Origin of the sequence: Micropruina glycogenica (assembly GCF_900289045.1) — a bacterium.
Taxonomy (GTDB): Bacteria; Actinomycetota; Actinomycetes; order Propionibacteriales; family Propionibacteriaceae; genus Micropruina; species Micropruina glycogenica.
Genome location: NZ_LT985188.1, coordinates 568864 through 584594 on the forward strand (window position 1 = coordinate 568864; position 15731 = coordinate 584594).

Sequence of the window (15731 nt, forward strand, 5' to 3'; positions counted from 1 at the left end):
CGGTTGCGCCTCAGCGGGCTAGGGTGGCGTGCACGGGAAGGAGGGGTCGTGGCGCGAATCGGAGAGACTTCCGAACTGCTCAAATGCTCGTTCTGCGGAAAGAGCCAGAAGCAGGTCAAGAAGTTGATCGCTGGTCCGGGTGTGTACATCTGCGACGAGTGCATCGATCTCTGCAACGAGATCATCGAAGAGGAGTTCTCCGAGGCCGCTGATGTCGGCCTGCTCGACGATCTGCCCAAGCCGCGTGAGATCTGCTCCTTCCTCGACTCGTACGTGATCGGCCAAGACGTCGCCAAGAAGGCGCTGTCGGTGGCCGTCTACAACCACTACAAGCGCGTGCAGGCCCAAGCCAACACACCGCCCAGCCGCCGGGCCGCCGAAGAAGAGTCGGTCGAACTGGGCAAGTCCAACATTCTGCTCATCGGCCCCACCGGCTGTGGCAAGACCTACCTGGCCCAAACCCTGGCCCGCATGCTCAACGTGCCGTTCGCCATGGCCGACGCCACCGCCCTCACCGAGGCCGGCTACGTGGGCGAAGACGTCGAGAACATCCTGCTCAAACTCATTCAGGCCGCCGACTTCGACGTCAAGAAGGCCGAGACGGGCATCATCTACATCGACGAGATCGACAAGGTGGCGCGCAAGAGCGAGAACCCGTCCATCACCCGTGACGTGTCGGGCGAGGGCGTGCAGCAGGCACTGTTGAAGATCCTCGAAGGCACCACCGCCTCGGTGCCGCCACAGGGTGGCCGCAAGCACCCGCACCAGGACTTCATTCAGATCGACACCACCAACATTCTGTTCATCGTGGGCGGCGCGTTCGCCGGCCTCGAAGAAATCATCAACGCGCGGGTGGGCAAGCGGCCGCTCGGGTTCAACAACGACGCCGCCGTGCGCAAGCCTGCCTCGGCCAACCCGTTCGAAGAAGTCCGGCCCGAAGACCTGCACAAGTACGGGCTGATCCCAGAGTTCATCGGCCGGCTGCCCATGATCTCGACCGTCTCATCGCTCGACTCCACCGCCCTGGTGCGCATTCTGGTCGAACCCAAGAACGCGCTGATCAAGCAGTTCCGCAAGCTGTTCGAGATGGACGGCGTCGACCTGCAGTTCACCGACGACGCGATCGCCGCGGTGGCCGAGATGGCCCTGCACCGCGGCATCGGTGCCCGCGGGCTGCGCTCGATCCTCGAAGAGATCCTGCTCAACGTGATGTACCACGTGCCGAGCGACGACGACGTGGCGCGCGTGCTGGTCACCGAAGAGGTCGTTCGTGACGGGGTCGCGCCCACGCTGGTGTCGCGCGCTCAACTGGCGCACAGCGACCGGCGCGAGAAGAGCGCCTGACCTACGGGCCCTAGCCGACCTGCTCGCGCACCGGGCTGGTCGGGCTCTGCGGGTAGGTGTCGACCAGACCCTGCAGTCGAGCGAGGCTGACCGCCACCAGCCGGTCGTGCACGCCGAGCTTGCGGTAGATGTTGCCCAGATGTTTGTGCACCGTGCGGGGCGACAGGCGTAGCCGTGATGCGATCGACGTGGCCAGCAGACCTTCGGCCAGCAAGCCCAGCACCTGCAACTCGCGTTCGGTCATGCGGGTGTCTTCGACGGTCTCGCGCACCCACTCCTGCGCCTGGCGCGCCTGAATCGAACGTTCGGCGTGCGGCCACAGCGCCACCAGCGCGTCCCGGGCCCGATCGAGCAGCAGCCGGTCGGCGGCCTCGAACGGCACCTCGCGCGCGTAGATCATCACGCGCCCTTGGCCGGAAAGCTGGTTGAGGCGCGGCAGGTCGAGGGGCTGGATCACCATCGAGGCCACGTAACCGACACCCTCGACATACTCGACGAAGAAGTGCTCCTCGCCGATCTGCAACCCGCGTTCGAGCAACTGCCGGGCGATCGTGCGCACCTCAGCGGTATCGGGGTAGGCGGCCGCCACGGACGGCTCCACGCCGGGTGCCAGCGTGAAGGTCATGGCCGCTTCGACGTGCAGCGCCTCGCCCAGGTAACGACAGGCGACATCGTCAGCCACGTGGCCCAACGTGAGGGCTTTCATGGCCTCGCACAGCATGTCGAGGACGACCGAAGCAGGGTCGGCGCGCGCCAGACGTCCATGCTCCCCATCCACCTGCGGGTCCCTTCGGACGATAGTGCAAGAATCAATCATCCCGGCTCCTCCCGTGCGATTACAGGAGCCGTGATCAGGCTTGCTAAATACGGTGGCACAGGTGCATCTTCGGTCACAAGAGTCAGCGTGGGTTTGACCCTCGAGCCGATGCGGCGAGCGGGTGCCCACGACCTGGCGATTTCCTTGAAAGCCCCTAGCCGAGGGCTATATGTTGACAGAGACCGGCGTCATTCGCTTCGTCGATTATCCCGCCCGGTCACCGCTCGGTCCGTTGGGCCACACTACAAAGGAGTTTTCTCATGGCCACCCGTGAAGTCGCTATCGGTTCGTCCGTCGGCCTGCACGCTCGTCCCGCCTCCATCTTCGTTCAGGCCGCCTCGGCCACCGGCCTGCCGGTCACCATCGCCAAGCAGGGGGGCAACCCGGTCGACGCGCGCAGCATTCTCGGCGTGATGGCGCTGGGTGCCAAGAATGGCGAAGTGGTCACCCTGTCGGCCGAGGGCGACGGGGCCGACGCGGCGCTCGACTCGCTGGTCGCTCTGCTCGAGCGCGATCTGGACGCCGAATGAGCGAACTCCACGCCACGCTGAGTGGCATCGGGGTCAGTGCCGGCGTCGCCGTCGGGCCGCTGGTCATCGTCAGCCCGCCGACCACCGACGCCGTCCGACGAGGCGCCGACCACCGACGCCGCGGCGGCTTCGCAGCAGGTGCGCGACACGCTCAAGGCGGTCGCGGACGGGCTGACGGCCAAGGCGGCCAAGGCCGACGCCCACGCCAAGCCGATTCTCGAGGCCGGCGCCATGATGGCCGGCGACCCGGGGTTGGCCGGAGCGATCGACACCCAGTTGCAGAGCGGCAAGGGCATCACCAACGCCGTTTCGGCCGCAGTCGACGAGTACTGCGCCATGTTCGAGTCCCTCGGCGGCTACATGGCCGAGCGGGTCACCGACCTGCGCGACGTGCGTGACCGCACCGTGGCCCGGCTGCTCGGCCAGCCCGAGCCCGGGGTTCCGTCGCTCACCGAACCGAGTGTGCTCGCGGCAGTCGACCTGGCCCCGGCAGAAACCGCGACGCTGTCGGTCGAAACCTGCCTGGGCATCATCACCTCGGCCGGTGGGCCCACCAGCCACACCGCGATTCTGGCCGCCCAACTGGGCATTCCGGCGATCGTGCAGGCGGTCGGCATTCTCGACGTTCCGTTCGGCACCACGGTGGCCCTCGACGGCGGCGTCGGCGAGATCGTGATCGACCCGAGCGGCGACGAGCAGCAGTCGTTGCTCGACCGCAAGGCGCGTCGCGAGAAGGCGCTCGCCGCCGGCTCAGGCAAGGGCATGACCAAGGACGGCCATCCGGTTCAGTTGCTGGCCAATATCGGCACCGCTGCGGATGCCCGCAAGGCCGCGGCCCAAGACGTCGAAGGCGTCGGGCTGTTCCGGTCCGAATTCCTGTTTCTCGATCGCGACACCGCGCCGACCGTCGACGAGCAGACCGCCACCTACACCGAGGTGCTCAAGGCGTTCGGCGATCGCAAGGTCGTTGTACGTACCCTCGACGCCGGGGCCGACAAGCCGCTGGCGTTCGCCGACCTGGGGCACGAAGAGAACCCGGCGCTGGGCCGGCGGGGCATTCGGCTCGGCGCCGTGCGCACCGACCTGCTCGACGACCAGTTGCAGGCACTCGCCAACGCCTACCAGGCCACGAACGCCAACCTGTGGGTGATGGCGCCGATGATCGCCACTCGGCAAGAGGCGGCGTGGTTCGCCGAGCTCGTCCGCGCCAAGGGGTTGCCCAAGGTCGGTGTGATGATCGAGGTGCCCGCGGCGGCGCTGCGGTCGTTCGACGTGCTCAGCGAGGTCGACTTCGCCAGCCTGGGCACCAATGACCTGGGCCAGTACACGATGGCGGCCGACCGCATGCAGGGCGAGCTGTCAGAGCTGCTCAACCCGTGGCAGCCGGCGTTGCTCGACATCATCGCCTACGCCTGCGACGGCGGCGCCAAGACCGGTCACCCGGTCGGGGTGTGTGGTGAAGCCGGTGGTGATCCGGTGTTGGCGTTGGTGCTGGCCGGCTTGGGTGTCAACAGCCTGTCGATGGCGCCCAGCAAGGTGCGCGCGGTGCGCACGGCGCTGGCGCTGCACGACTACGCGCAATGCCAGCAGATGGCCGCGGCAGCGCGGGCGTCCGTGGGTCCGAAAGAGGCCAGGGAGGTCGTGCTCAGCATGGCCGATCCGGTGCTCGCCGACCTGCTCTGAGGTAACCGACCACAAGGGCCGTTCCGATTCGTTCGGAACGGCCTTTGTGTTCTGGGCAAAGGCGCCTGAGCCGGATCGAGAACCGTCCCCTGAGCCGGATTGAGAACCGTCTCCTGAGCCGGATCGAGAACCGTCCCCTGAGCCGGATTGAGAACCGTCCCTGAGCCGGATCGAGAACCGTCCCCTGAGCCAGATCGAGAACCGTCCCTGAGCCGGATCGAGAACCGTCCCTTGAGCCTGCTCAGCGGTTGCTGCTACTTCTTGGTGCCCTTCAACGAACCCTTGAGGCCGCCCTTGTCGAGGCCGGCGAAGCACAGCACTTCGCGGTCGCCCGTCGCCCACGACTCTTTGACCGGGTACATGTAGAACCTGTCCAACGACGAGTCCTTGGTGGCGACCCCGACGAAGGTCTTGAACTCGGCCGTGCAGAAGGTGTCGGCCTTTTCTCGCGCCGCATCCTCGCCGGGGTAGTCGCCGTCGGGCAGCTCTGTGCGCGCGTACGCCTCGAAGTAGTGGGCGTCGTCACAGGGCAGCACCTGAAGGCTCATGATGTTGCCCTCCTTCATCGGGCCGGTGCAGTCGCCCAACGTCACCTGAAACGCGTCCACCGACGCGGCCGCGGTGACCTGGCCGGCACTGTTGCGCGGGGCGTCCGAGCTGCAGCCGGCCAGCGCCAGCCCCGCGACCATGGCTGCTGCAGCAGCCGCGACCAGCCGACTCATGCGGTCACCAACTCGATGCTCACCTGCAGGGGTTGGTCGCCGCCGGCGAGGGTCACCTTGCCGGTGATGCGACCCACCGCCTTCAGGTCGGCCAGCACCGCCCGCAGCCGAGCCAGGGACGCCTCGGGGCCGCTGATGTCGGCCGCGGCCACCTCGGTTTTCATCGACACCTTGGCCGTCGACTTCGCGCCGCGCACGGCCATCAGCACTTCGGCCACGTCGCCCAGCAGCGCCGGGTCACCGCCGGCGGGCACCTCTTCGGCCCGGGGCCACCTGCTGCGATGCACCGAACCTTCGCGCCACCACGACCACACCTCTTCGGTGACGTACGGCATGAACGGAGCGAACAGTCGAAGCTGCAGGGCGAGCGCCAGCTGCAGGGCGGCCCGGGCCGAGGCTGCCGCAGCTTCGCCCTGCGCGCCGTAGGCGCGTTCTTTCACCAGCTCGAGGTAGTCGTCACAGAACGTCCAGAAGAAGCGTTCGGCCACCTCAAGCGCGGTGCTGTAGTCGTAGGCCTCGAAACTGTCAGTGGCGCGCACGATCACCTGCCGCAGCCCGGCCAGCAAGGCCAGGTCGACCGATTCGGTGATCGCGTCGGACCCCACCAGCCCGCCCGGCATGCCCAGCACGAACTTGGACGCGTTGAGCACCTTCATGGCCAATCGGCGGCCGACCTTCATGCCGGTTTCGTCGAAGGGCGAGTCCATGCCCGGACGCGCCATGGCCGCCCGCCAGCGCACCGCGTCGGCGCCGAAACGGTCGAGAATGTCGGTGGGCACGATCACGTTGCCGATCGACTTGCTCATCTTCTTGCGGTCGGGATCGACCACAAAGCCGGAGATGGCCACGGTCGTCCATGGCACGCGATGCTCCTCGTGGTGCGCGCGCACCACCCGGCTGAACACCCAGGTGCGAATGATGTCGTGCGCCTCGGGAGCGAAATCCATCGGGAACGTCAGTGCCCACAGCTCGGGGTCGGTGTCCCAGCCGCAGGCGATCTGGGGGGTGAGCGAGCTGGTGGCCCAGGTGTCCATGATGTCGGGGTCGCCGACGAAACCGCCCGGCACCCCGCGTTGGTCGGCGGTGTAGCCGGGGGGCACCTGGGACGACGGATCGATCGGCAGTTCGTCCTCGTGGGGCACGATCGGACGGCTGTGGTCGGGCTCGCCGTCGCCGTCCACCGGGTACCAGACGGGGAAAGGAACGCCGAAGAATCGCTGCCGGCTGATCAGCCAGTCGCCGTTCAGGCCGTTGACCCAGTTGTGGTAGCGGTGTCGCATGTGCTCGGGCACCCACTGCAACTCGTCGCCTCGCGCCAACAGTGCCTGCTTGAGCGCCTCGTCCCGGCCGCCGTTGCGTATGTACCACTGCCGGGTCGACACGATTTCGAGCGGCTTGTCGCCCTTCTCGTAGAAGTTCGCCTTGCGGGTGGTGGGCGTGGGCTCGCCGCTGAGATCACCCGAGCCGCGCAGCAGCTCGACCATCGCGGCGCGGGCCGAGAACGGGGTCTTGCCGGCGAGCTCGGCATAAGGCTCGGCGTTGACCAACCAGTCCGGGGTCTCGGCGCTGAGCCGTCCGTCCCGCTGGATCACGGTACGGGTGGGCAGTTGCAGCTCGCGCCACCACTGCACGTCGGTGGCGTCGCCGAACGTGCAACACATGGCGATGCCGGCGCCCTTGTCGGGCTCGGCCGCGTGGTGGGCCAGCACCGGGATCTCGACGCCGAACACCGGCGAGGTCACGGTCGTTCCGAACAACGCTTGGTAGCGCGCGTCATCGGGATGAGCGATCAACGCGCACACCGACGGCAGCAACTCGGGGCGGGTGGTCTCGATGAACACCGGTTGGCCGTCGGCACGGTGGAAAGCCACCCGATGGTAATGCCCGGGGTAGTCGCGCGCTTCCTGCTCCGCTTGAGCGACGGCGGTCTGAAAGGTCACGTCCCACACCGTGGGAGCCTCGGCGAGATAGGCCTCACCGCGGGCGAAGTTGCGCAGGAAGGCACGCTGAGAGATGCGGATCGAGTCGGTCGAGATGGTGGCGTAGAGGTGGTTCTTCCAGTCCACGCTCAACCCCAGCGTGCGCCACAGCTTCTCGAAGGCCCGCTCGTCGATCTGGGTGAGTTCGTGACACAGGCCGATGAAGTTCATTCGGCTGATCGGCACCTGCCGCTTCGGATCGGGCTTGGCCGGCGGCGTGAAGTCGGGGTCGAAGGGCACCGAGGGGTCACACCGCACACCGTAGAAGTTCTGCACCCGCCGCTCGGTGGGCAGGCCGTTGTCGTCCCAGCCCATGGGGTAGAACACGTGCTTGCCCTGCATGCGCTGGTAGCGCGCGATGAGGTCGGTGTGGGTGTAGCTGAACACGTGCCCCACGTGCAGCGAGCCCGACACCGTGGGTGGGGGAGTGTCGATGCTGAACACCTGGTCGCGCGACTCGGGACGCACGAACGTGTAGGTGTCGTCGTCGGCCCACCGCTGCGACCACTTGGCCTCGAGACCTTCAAGGGCCGCACGGTCCGGCACGACTACGACCGACCCCGCGGTAGGGGTCGATTCGGTCACGTCGGTGCGGTCTGTCACGGTCATGGTGAGCATCTTACGAAAGCGCACCTGCCGCCACGAATCGAAGTGTGCAACACTTAACCACATGGTGAAGTATTCGGACGGGCTGGACGGTGTCGCCACCGCGCTGGCCAATCGCGGGCGTCGGCAGGTGGTCAGCAGATTGCAGCGCGGTGCGGCCACCAGCAGCCAACTGGCGGCCGAACTCGGCATCGGGTTGCCGGCGCTGCACAAGCACCTGACCGTGCTGGCCGGCGCCGAACTCATTGATTCGCGCAAGACGGGCCGCGTGGTCACGCACCGGTTGCGCCGTGAGCCACTGCGCCGCTACGACGACTGGCTGGCCGCCCGCTCCGGTTTCTGGACCGAGCAGTTGGACGCCCTTGCCGGTGCGTTCGGCGACCCCGCACCCGAACGCAAGCAGCCGAAATGACCGAACCGCTGGTGATCACCCGGCTGGTGCCGGCCACCCCTGAGCAGTTGTGGCTGGCCTGGACCACCGAACCAGGACTTGCCACCTGGTGTGGCACACCTGGCCCGATACCCGATACCGGGTGAACGCGCGGGTGGGTGGCGAGTACCGCATCGAGGCGCGCCGATCACGGCTTCGGAGTGCGGGGGACGTTCCAGGCGGTCGAGGCGCCGTCGCGGCTGGTGTTCGGCTGGGTCTTGGTACGAACTGGCCGACGGGGTGGCGTCCGAAGAGCCGGACGACCAGGTGCAGGTCGTCTTCACGCCCCACCCCAACGGCACTCTGCTGCAACTGACCCACACCGGCCCGTGGACGGATGACGAGGCGGCCGAGAACTACCGCCAGGGCTGGACGTTCGTGCTGGACGCGTTGGCGGGCACGGGCGCGTCCGGTTGAGTGGCTGCGCGCGGCAAAGCCCCGCGGTACTGAGCGGCGCGGTCTCTGGCCGTGCTTCGTCGCAGCACATTGGGGCTGAGTCCACGTGACTGCCTTTGTGACACCTCGCTGCCTGCACGCGGGCAGTTGCGTGTCACAAAGGCAGCTACGTCGCAGTTCATCACCGGCCGGACCTCGTTTCGGCACGTCGAGCTGGCCGTCGGCCCTGGTGCTTCACTCGTCCGCGTGCCGGTGTGGCGGCACATCCGTGGTGGGCGCACGTCCAACCCGCGTGGGCGCAGGCGAGACCTCAGGCGCACCCGCGCCGGTCAACGAAGTATCGACGGCGACGAACGCCGGTGGTTCAGCCCTTGGCGGCCTCGTCGATGAACGCCTTCAGCTTTGTGACGTCGTCGGGCAGCTTCGTCAGGTCTTGCACCTCGCCGTTGATCACCAGGGTCGGGGTGCTGGTGACGCCCGCCTTGACGGCAGCGTCTTCGACACCTTGGACGAAGCCCGCCATCGCCTTGGTGTCGTAGCAGGTGCGGAAGTCGCCGAGGGTATCGCCGTAGATGCCCACCTGCGACGGGATGGTCACGCGGAACAACTCGTCTGTGTACGGGCCGTCGTAGGCCGCCGACATGATGCTCTGGTGGTAGTTCTTGTACACCCCGGCCACGTCGGCGCAGGCTGCCGCGATGGCGGCCTTGTGCGACAGTCCGTTCGCGTCGCCCTTGTCGAGAAACACCTTGGTGTGGTTGATCAGCGAGATGTCGCCGGTCTTGGCCAGGTTGTTGAGCGTCAGGCCGTACTTCTCTTCGAACGTGATGCAGTGCGGGCACTGGTAGTCGAAGTACAACCCGACCACGGGCACACCGGCCTTGCCCAGCCCCGGGTTGGTCACGATGCCGTCGTTCTCCGCGGTGGCGTTGGGTGGACGGGTGGCGCCCGCGCCAGTCGTGGCGCCGGCACCCGGACCACCGGTGGCACCCAGGCTTGACCAGACCATCACGGCGATCGCGATCAGTGCTCCGACACCCACGCCGATGGCGATGATGATGCGCGCGCGGCGGCGTTTCTGGGCAGCCTCCTGCGCTGCGCGCAGGCGTTCGCGCCGTGAGGTATTAGCCATTGCCCTTGGTGGTCATCACGGTTTGCCGGAAGGCGTCGGTGCCCTGGGTGAAGATCGTGTTGTTGTCGAGCTTGGTGCCGTTCACCATGATCGTCGGCGTCGAGTTCACGCCGTCCGCCGCCGCCTTCTCGTTCGTGCCCTCGACGAACGACTGGGTGGTGCGGCTGTCGTAGCACTGCTGGAACCCGGTCAGCTTGTCGCCGGTGATACCGGCCGTGCCCGCGAAGTCGACGCGCAGCTGCTGGGTGGTGTAGCCGGTGCCCTCGTTGGTCGGCTGACCCGCGAAGATCGCGTTGTGGTAGGCCGAGTAGGCCCCGGCGTTGTCGGCGCAGGCTGCCGCGATGCCCGCCTTCAGCGACGAGTCGTTGCGCAGGTTGTTGTCGAGAAACGTCATGGTTCGGTAGATCAGCTGGATCTCGCCCTTAGTGGCCATGTCGTCGAGGGTGGTGCCGAACTGGGTCTCGAACTGCTTGCAGACCGGGCACTGGTAGTCGAGAAAGACCTCGACCTTCGGCACCCCGTCTTTGAACGTGCCGGGGTTGACCACGATGCCGCTGGCGTCTGAGGTGGCGTTCACCGGCACCGATGAGTTGGTGCCCGCCGCGGTGCCGCCCTTGTTGAGCTGGCTGACCACGATGGTGCCGACCACCCCGATCACCACCAGGCCGAGCACGATGGCGGCCACCAGAATGATGCGCTGCAGGCGCTTGGCGCGGGCCTGGGCCTCTTGTTGACGGCGTAGGGCCTCGCGTCGGCTCTGGGTCATGCTCGGGACTCCTCAAGTTCTTCATCGTCGGCGGGCGCAGAAGCGTCGAGAGCGAACAGCCAGTTGTCCAGCGCCAACGGTGAGCGGGGAAACAGGCCGGCCCAGACACCACAGGCCAGCAGCCCGACGTCTCGTGCGATTTCCCAAGGGTACTGGGCGATGCCGTTCTCGCTGGCTCCGCCACCACCGAAGCAGCCGCAGTCGATCGAGATGCCGTGCGCCCACACCCACGAGATGCCGATGATGAACGCCACCATGGAGAGCGCGCCGAGCCAGGCTGCCACGCGGGTGAACAACCCCAGCACCAACAGCAGGCCGATGACCACCTCGATCACCGGCAGGGCGTAGCCAACCGGCCTGGTGATGTCGAACGGCAGCAGTTGATAGGCGCGCACGGCCTGGACGGACGCCTCGGGCCAGGGCAGCTTGATGGCCCCGGCCACGATCAGCACGATGCCCAGAATCTGCCGGGCGGCGAACGTCGTCCAACGAACCCAGGAACGGGTCGCGAGGGTGCCGGACATGCCAGTAATCATAGCGGCGGTTCAACGGTCAACTATCGCGCATCCCGAAGCGCCGGGACGGTGGGCGGCTGAGCCGGCGCTGCGGACGTGGGGCGCAGGCGGTGAATTGAAAGAACCGTCCCCAATGGTTCAGGGGACGGTTCCTTCGGTTCAAGAGATCGCGCCAAGCCATTTCAGAGCCACACCACTAGGCTGTTCGCACCATGGCCGAAACACATCAGCAGATCGTCCAACGGCTCATCGCTCGATGGCCCGAACACCGCATCGCGCCCGGCACCGAGCGGGTCGAGGCCCTGTGCGAACTGCTCGGCTCGCCCCAACGCAGCTACCCCGTCATTCAGATCGCCGGCACCAACGGCAAGGGCAGCACCGCCATCATGATCGACGCCCTGCTGCGGTCGCTGGGGCTGCGCACCGGCCGCTTCACCAGCCCGCACCTGAACGAGGTGACCGAGCGCATCTGCATCGACGGCGAGCCGATCAGCGACGAGGACTTCGACGCGCTGGTGGCCGACACCCAGCCACTGATCGACATGGTCGACAGCCAAGCCATCGGCGGCGTACCGATGACGTTCTTCGAAGTGATCACCGCATTGGCGTATGAAGCGTTCGCCCAGGCACCGGTCGACGTGGCCGTGGTCGAGGTCGGGCTGGGTGGCGTGACCGACGCCACCAATGTGATGGACGCCGCGGTGGCCGTGATCTGCCCGATCGACCTCGACCACACGCATCTGCTGGGTACCACGATCACCGAGATCGCCCGCGAGAAGGCGGGCATCATCAAGCCCGGCTCGCAGGTCGTGCTGGCCGCGCAGCAACCCGAAGCGGCGAAGGTGCTCATCGAACGCTGCGCCGACGTGGGCGCCAAGGTCTACCGCGAAGGCGTCGAGTTCTCGCTGCTCGACCGCACCCCCGGGGTGGGCGGCCAACTGCTTCGCCTGCAGGGAGCCGGCGGTCCGGTCGACGACGTGCTGCTGCCCCTGTTCGGTGCCCACATGGCCCGCAACGCAGCACTGGCGGTGGCCGCCGTCGAGGCGTTTCTCGGCGGCAAGGCGCTCGCCGCCGACGTCATCACCGAAGGGCTGGCCGTGGTCGAGGCACCTGCCCGGCTCGAGGTCGTCCGCCGATCGCCACCGGTGCTGCTCGACACCGCGCACAACCCGCACGGCGCCCGCGCCACCATGGAGGCCCTCACCGAGTCGTTCACCTTCGTGCCGCTGGTCGGCGTGGTCGCGATGATGGCCGACAAAGACGTGGACGGCCTGCTGAGCATCTTCGCCGACGAGCTGACCACCATCGTCTGCACCACCGTGGCCGGCAACTCGCGGGCGCTGCCCGCCGACGAGCTGGCCGAGCGGGCCGCGAGCATCATGGGCGAGGATCGGGTTCGGGTCGCGCCGACCATGGCTGATGCGATCGAGGTGGCGGTGGCGTTGGCCGACGATGCGGGCCCCGGCGCCGGGGTGCTGATCGCCGGCTCGGTGATCGCCGCCGGGCAGGCGCGGGCGCTGTTGGTGCGCGAGGAACAGTCATGAGGCTGGTGCCGACCAACCCGATGAACCGGGTGCTGGCGGCAATTCTGGCCTTCGAGGCGATCTGCTGCGGGCTGGCGATCCCCGGCATGATCCAGGTCTCGGACGTGTCGTTGTCGCTCGCCTTCACCACCGGCGGCGTGGCGCTGCTGCTCTGCCTCGCGGCGGCGGGCACGCTGCGTCGGCCCTTCGGCTGGGCGCTGGCCTGGCTCGCCCAAGCGGCCTGCGTGGCACTCGGCTTCGTGGTGAGCATGATGTTCGCGGTGGGCGCCATGTTTCTGCTGCTGTTCGTGATCACCTTCGTGCTCGGCAAACGCCTGGAGGCGGCGAAGGCTGCCGGCTGAACCGGTGCCGGCGCCCCCGGTAGGGTGGTGCACCATGACCGAACGGACTCTCGTCATCATCAAGCCGGACGCGGTACGCCGCGGCCTGGTCGGCACCGTGCTCGCCCGCTACGAAAGCAAAGGATTCGCCTTCGTGGCCCTGGAGCAGCGCACCGTCGACGCGGCCATGGCCGACCGACACTACGCCGATCACCTCGAACAGCCCTGGTACCCGCCGCTTCGTGACTTCATCACGTCGGGGCCGCTGATCGTGCTGGTGCTCGAAGGTCCCTCGGCCATCGAGTCGGTGCGCACCATGAACGGGGCGACCAACGGCGTAGCGGCCGCCCCGGGCTCGATTCGCGGCGACTTCTCGCTGTCGAACCGCGAAAACCTGGTGCACGCCTCCGATTCGCCCGAGTCGGCGCAGCGCGAGATCGCGCTGTGGTTTCCGGAACTCGCATGACCCAGCCCTCGCCCGACACCCCTGGGGCAGAGGGCGCCGCGCGGCATTGGTCGCCGGAGGCGGCCCAGCAGGGTGCCACCCAGCCGGACCAGTCCCAGCAGTCCCGGTCGGCCGCTCATGCGGCGCAGCCGGCGTCGGCTCCGTCCGCGGGCGGTTCGTACCCGGGTTCCGACACTCCGCACCCGCCGTGGCAGCAGGCGCCTCCCGGTCCGGGCTCGGCCGCCCTGCCGCCACCGGCGCAACCAGGCCCGCAGCCGTGGCAGCCGCACCCGCAGAGCTGGCCCGTCGGCGCAGCGGCCGAGCCCTGGCGCTCGGCAGCCGCGCCGTCCGAGCAGTCGGCCGCGCCGCCGTCCGTGGGGTATCCGCCGCAACCGCCGTCCGGTCACCCCGGTGGCGCGCCGACCACCGCTCAGCCCCCCGTCGGGCACCCGATGACGCAGTACTCGCCGACGGGCCACCCGCAGGTCGTCAACCCGTACGGTGCGTCACCGACCGGACACCCGTGGGTACCGCAGCAGTTCGCGCCGAAGCCGTCCACGCTGCCGGTGGAACCGCGCGAGTATCACGAGTTTCTTCGCACGCCGAGCATGCGCTGGTGGCGTCCGATTGCGGCCCTCGCCATGGGCGGAGCGCTGTGGTTCGCCGGCACCATGGTGTTCACTCTGCTGGCCATGGCCTACGACATCTCGGCCGGCAACACCACGATGCAGAACTACACCAGCCTGGACGCCTTCAAGACCACGCCGGCGTTCTTTCTGGCCAACAACCTGAGCCTGGCCGCAGCCGTGCCGATCGCCATGCTGACCCAGTGGGCCTGCTTCGGCCAGAAGCCGCGCTGGATGAACGCCGTGACCGGACACTTTCGCTGGGGCTGGTTCGGCGAATGCGTGGCCTGGCTGCTTCCGGTGTTCGTGCTGAACCTGGTGCTCGGCCTGGTGCTGGACGGGCTGCCGCCCCTTCAGGTCACGGCCAGCACCGGCTTCATGATCGCGGCGATTCTGCTCACCACACCCCTGCAGAGTGCGGGTGAAGAATACCTGTTGCGTGGCCTGGGCGCCCGAGCGATCGGCGCCTGGTTGCCGCGCACGGTGGGTCTCGCGGTCAGCACGGCGGTGACCGCGGTGATCTTCATGCTTCTGCACGGCGCGGGCGATCCGTGGCTGAATGCCTTCTACCTGCTGTTCGCGATCACCGCTTCGGTACTCGCCTGGCGAACGGGGGGACTCGAGGCGTCCGTGGCCATGCACGCGGTCAACAACGTGACGGCCATGGTGCTGCTGCCGTTCAGCGACATAAGCGAGATGTTCAACCGCGAGGCCGGCGTCGGCAGCCCCATGTTGCTGGTGCAGATGGCCATCATGCTGGGTGCCGCGGCACTGGTGCTGTGGCGCGCACACCGGCGTAACGTGGTGAGGGTGGCCGCACCGGGCGCGGCCGTGCCGGCCGAGCCGGCCCCGGCGCAACAGATTCCGCAAGAGGCGGCGGTGATGCCGCCGCCATGGAGGCAGGACGATGGAAACCAAACCCGGTGAAACCCTGAGCCGTAGCGCAGCGCTGGCGTGGCTGGTTGCCCGCATTCGGCAACGGACGGGCCGCACCATGGTGGCGATCGACGGTGTGGACGGTGCCGGCAAAACCACTTTCGCCGACGAGTTGGCCACGGAGCTGACCGACTCCGGCCTCACCGTGATTCGCATCTCGTTCGACGACTTTCTCAATCCGGCCGAGATCAGGCACCGCCGGGGCCGCACCTCGCCGGACGGGTTCGTGGCCGACACCTACGACTACGAGCGGTTCATCGACGACGTGCTCGACCCGCTCGGCTGCGAGGGATGCGGACGGTACCGGGCCAAGTCGTACGACTTCGCCAGCGAGACCCCGCTCAACCCGCCCTGGCAGGTGGCGCCCGACAACGCGGTGGTGATCGTCGACGGCATGTTCCTGCACCGCAATCGGCTGCGCAACGCTCGCGGCCGCAAGATCTGGGACCTTTCGGTGTGGCTCGACGTGCCTTTCGAGGTGTCGGTGCACAGGCTCGCCGAGCGTGACGGCAGCCCCGACGATCCCGACGACGAGCGATTGGCCCGCTACGTCGAGGGCCAGAAGCTCTACATCGGTCGGATCAACCCGGCCGAGCGTGCCGACCTGGTGGTCGACAACACCGACTGATCGGTTGCTCAGGGACGGTTCTACTTCTGTCTCAGGGGACGGTTCTTCTTCTGGCTCAGGGGACGGTTCTTCTTCTGTCTCAGGGAACGGTTCTTCTTGTGTCTCAGGGGGACGGTTCTTCTTGTGTCTCAGGGGGACGGTTCTTCTTCTGGCTCAGGGGACGGTTCTACTTCTGTCTCAGGGACGGCTGCTTTGGTTCTCACAAGTGGCAACTGATGAACCTGTGAGGGTTTGGGAGCGGCGCAGCCCCTCGTTGAACTGCTGAGGACGGAAGCGTGGACCGAAGGAACCGTTCCCTGACCCGGAAGAACC

Annotated in this window: 16 protein-coding genes and 1 pseudogene; 11 read left to right on the top strand and 6 right to left on the bottom strand. The window is 67.5% G+C overall.

What is annotated here, in order from left to right; translation table 11 throughout:
- Positions 1–48: 48 nt before the first annotated feature.
- The gene (gene clpX, locus MPLG2_RS02645; RefSeq protein ID WP_105184800.1) at positions 49–1344 is read left to right on the top strand and encodes an ATP-dependent Clp protease ATP-binding subunit ClpX; all 1296 of its coding nucleotides are present in this window, start codon (positions 49–51) and stop codon (positions 1342–1344) included.
- Between the two features lie 10 nt (positions 1345–1354).
- Here clpX and MPLG2_RS18905 read toward each other — a convergent pair whose 3' ends face one another.
- Positions 1355–2026, bottom strand: a complete 672-nt coding sequence (locus MPLG2_RS18905) for a helix-turn-helix transcriptional regulator (protein WP_197710050.1) — start codon at positions 2024–2026, stop codon at positions 1355–1357.
- Positions 2027–2421: 395 nt separating this feature from the next.
- Here MPLG2_RS18905 and MPLG2_RS02655 point away from each other — a divergent pair, with 395 nt between their 5' ends.
- Together MPLG2_RS02655 and ptsP are read left to right on the top strand one after the other, a co-directional pair.
- Positions 2422–2691 (top strand): HPr family phosphocarrier protein, encoded by a 270-nt coding sequence (locus MPLG2_RS02655; RefSeq protein ID WP_105184802.1) that lies wholly within the window; start codon positions 2422–2424, stop codon positions 2689–2691.
- A pseudogene (gene ptsP, locus MPLG2_RS02660) lies at positions 2688–4374 on the top strand (phosphoenolpyruvate--protein phosphotransferase). Before MPLG2_RS02655 ends, ptsP begins: the two are co-directional and overlap by 4 nt.
- A gap of 254 nt (positions 4375–4628) precedes the next feature.
- On the opposite strand, the gene MPLG2_RS02670 reads toward ptsP, so the two are convergent.
- Positions 4629–5096, bottom strand: coding sequence for a septum formation family protein (locus MPLG2_RS02670; RefSeq protein WP_105184803.1), 468 nt, complete (start codon positions 5094–5096; stop codon positions 4629–4631).
- Positions 5093–7684, bottom strand: a complete 2592-nt coding sequence (gene valS / locus MPLG2_RS02675; protein WP_105184804.1) for a valine--tRNA ligase — start codon at positions 7682–7684, stop codon at positions 5093–5095. The genes MPLG2_RS02670 and valS overlap by 4 nt, the downstream gene beginning before the upstream one ends.
- A 61-nt stretch (positions 7685–7745) precedes the next feature.
- Between valS and MPLG2_RS02680 the strand changes: the two genes are divergently transcribed.
- The 3 genes from MPLG2_RS02680 (at position 7746) to MPLG2_RS18230 (ending at position 8528) form a co-directional block, all read left to right on the top strand.
- Complete coding sequence (locus MPLG2_RS02680; RefSeq protein ID WP_158680809.1) at positions 7746–8093, top strand: ArsR/SmtB family transcription factor; 348 nt, start codon at positions 7746–7748, stop codon at positions 8091–8093.
- Positions 8090–8218: an SRPBCC family protein gene (locus tag MPLG2_RS19600; RefSeq protein ID WP_269459166.1), complete on the top strand. Its 129-nt coding sequence runs from the start codon at positions 8090–8092 to the stop codon at positions 8216–8218. The genes MPLG2_RS02680 and MPLG2_RS19600 overlap by 4 nt, the downstream gene beginning before the upstream one ends.
- A 133-nt stretch (positions 8219–8351) precedes the next feature.
- A complete protein-coding gene (locus tag MPLG2_RS18230; RefSeq protein ID WP_158680810.1) occupies positions 8352–8528 on the top strand; it encodes an SRPBCC domain-containing protein in 177 nt (58 codons plus the stop codon).
- A 343-nt stretch (positions 8529–8871) separates the two neighbouring features.
- Here the strand turns inward: MPLG2_RS18230 and MPLG2_RS02690 are convergent, their stop codons facing one another.
- The 3 genes from MPLG2_RS02690 to MPLG2_RS02700 are packed head-to-tail and all read right to left on the bottom strand — an operon-like array spanning position 8872 to position 10929.
- Positions 8872–9639 (bottom strand): DsbA family protein, encoded by a 768-nt coding sequence (locus MPLG2_RS02690; protein WP_105184807.1) that lies wholly within the window; start codon positions 9637–9639, stop codon positions 8872–8874.
- A complete protein-coding gene (locus tag MPLG2_RS02695) occupies positions 9632–10405 on the bottom strand; it encodes a DsbA family protein (protein WP_105184808.1) in 774 nt (257 codons plus the stop codon). Before MPLG2_RS02695 ends, MPLG2_RS02690 begins: the two co-directional genes overlap by 8 nt.
- Positions 10402–10929 carry a MauE/DoxX family redox-associated membrane protein gene (locus tag MPLG2_RS02700; RefSeq protein ID WP_105184809.1) on the bottom strand — a complete coding sequence of 176 codons (528 nt, stop codon included), beginning with the start codon at positions 10927–10929 and terminating at the stop codon, positions 10402–10404. The genes MPLG2_RS02695 and MPLG2_RS02700 overlap by 4 nt, the downstream gene beginning before the upstream one ends.
- Before the next feature lie 203 nt (positions 10930–11132).
- On the opposite strand from MPLG2_RS02700, the gene MPLG2_RS02705 reads away from it, so the two are divergent.
- Genes MPLG2_RS02705 through MPLG2_RS02725 form a run of 5 tightly spaced genes read left to right on the top strand, consistent with a single transcriptional unit; the run spans position 11133 to position 15419 of the window.
- Complete coding sequence (locus MPLG2_RS02705; RefSeq protein ID WP_105184810.1) at positions 11133–12464, top strand: bifunctional folylpolyglutamate synthase/dihydrofolate synthase; 1332 nt, start codon at positions 11133–11135, stop codon at positions 12462–12464.
- The gene (locus tag MPLG2_RS02710) at positions 12461–12805 is read left to right on the top strand and encodes a DUF4233 domain-containing protein (protein ID WP_197710052.1); all 345 of its coding nucleotides are present in this window, start codon (positions 12461–12463) and stop codon (positions 12803–12805) included. Before MPLG2_RS02705 ends, MPLG2_RS02710 begins: the two co-directional genes overlap by 4 nt.
- A gap of 34 nt (positions 12806–12839) precedes the next feature.
- The gene (gene ndk / locus MPLG2_RS02715; protein WP_105184811.1) at positions 12840–13250 is read left to right on the top strand and encodes a nucleoside-diphosphate kinase; all 411 of its coding nucleotides are present in this window, start codon (positions 12840–12842) and stop codon (positions 13248–13250) included.
- Positions 13247–14782, top strand: a complete 1536-nt coding sequence (locus MPLG2_RS02720; RefSeq protein ID WP_158680811.1) for a type II CAAX endopeptidase family protein — start codon at positions 13247–13249, stop codon at positions 14780–14782. The genes ndk and MPLG2_RS02720 overlap by 4 nt, the downstream gene beginning before the upstream one ends.
- On the top strand, positions 14763–15419 hold the full coding sequence (locus MPLG2_RS02725; protein ID WP_197710053.1) for a nucleoside/nucleotide kinase family protein: 657 nt from the start codon (positions 14763–14765) through the stop codon (positions 15417–15419). The genes MPLG2_RS02720 and MPLG2_RS02725 overlap by 20 nt, the downstream gene beginning before the upstream one ends.
- The last annotated feature ends 312 nt before the right edge of the window (positions 15420–15731 follow it).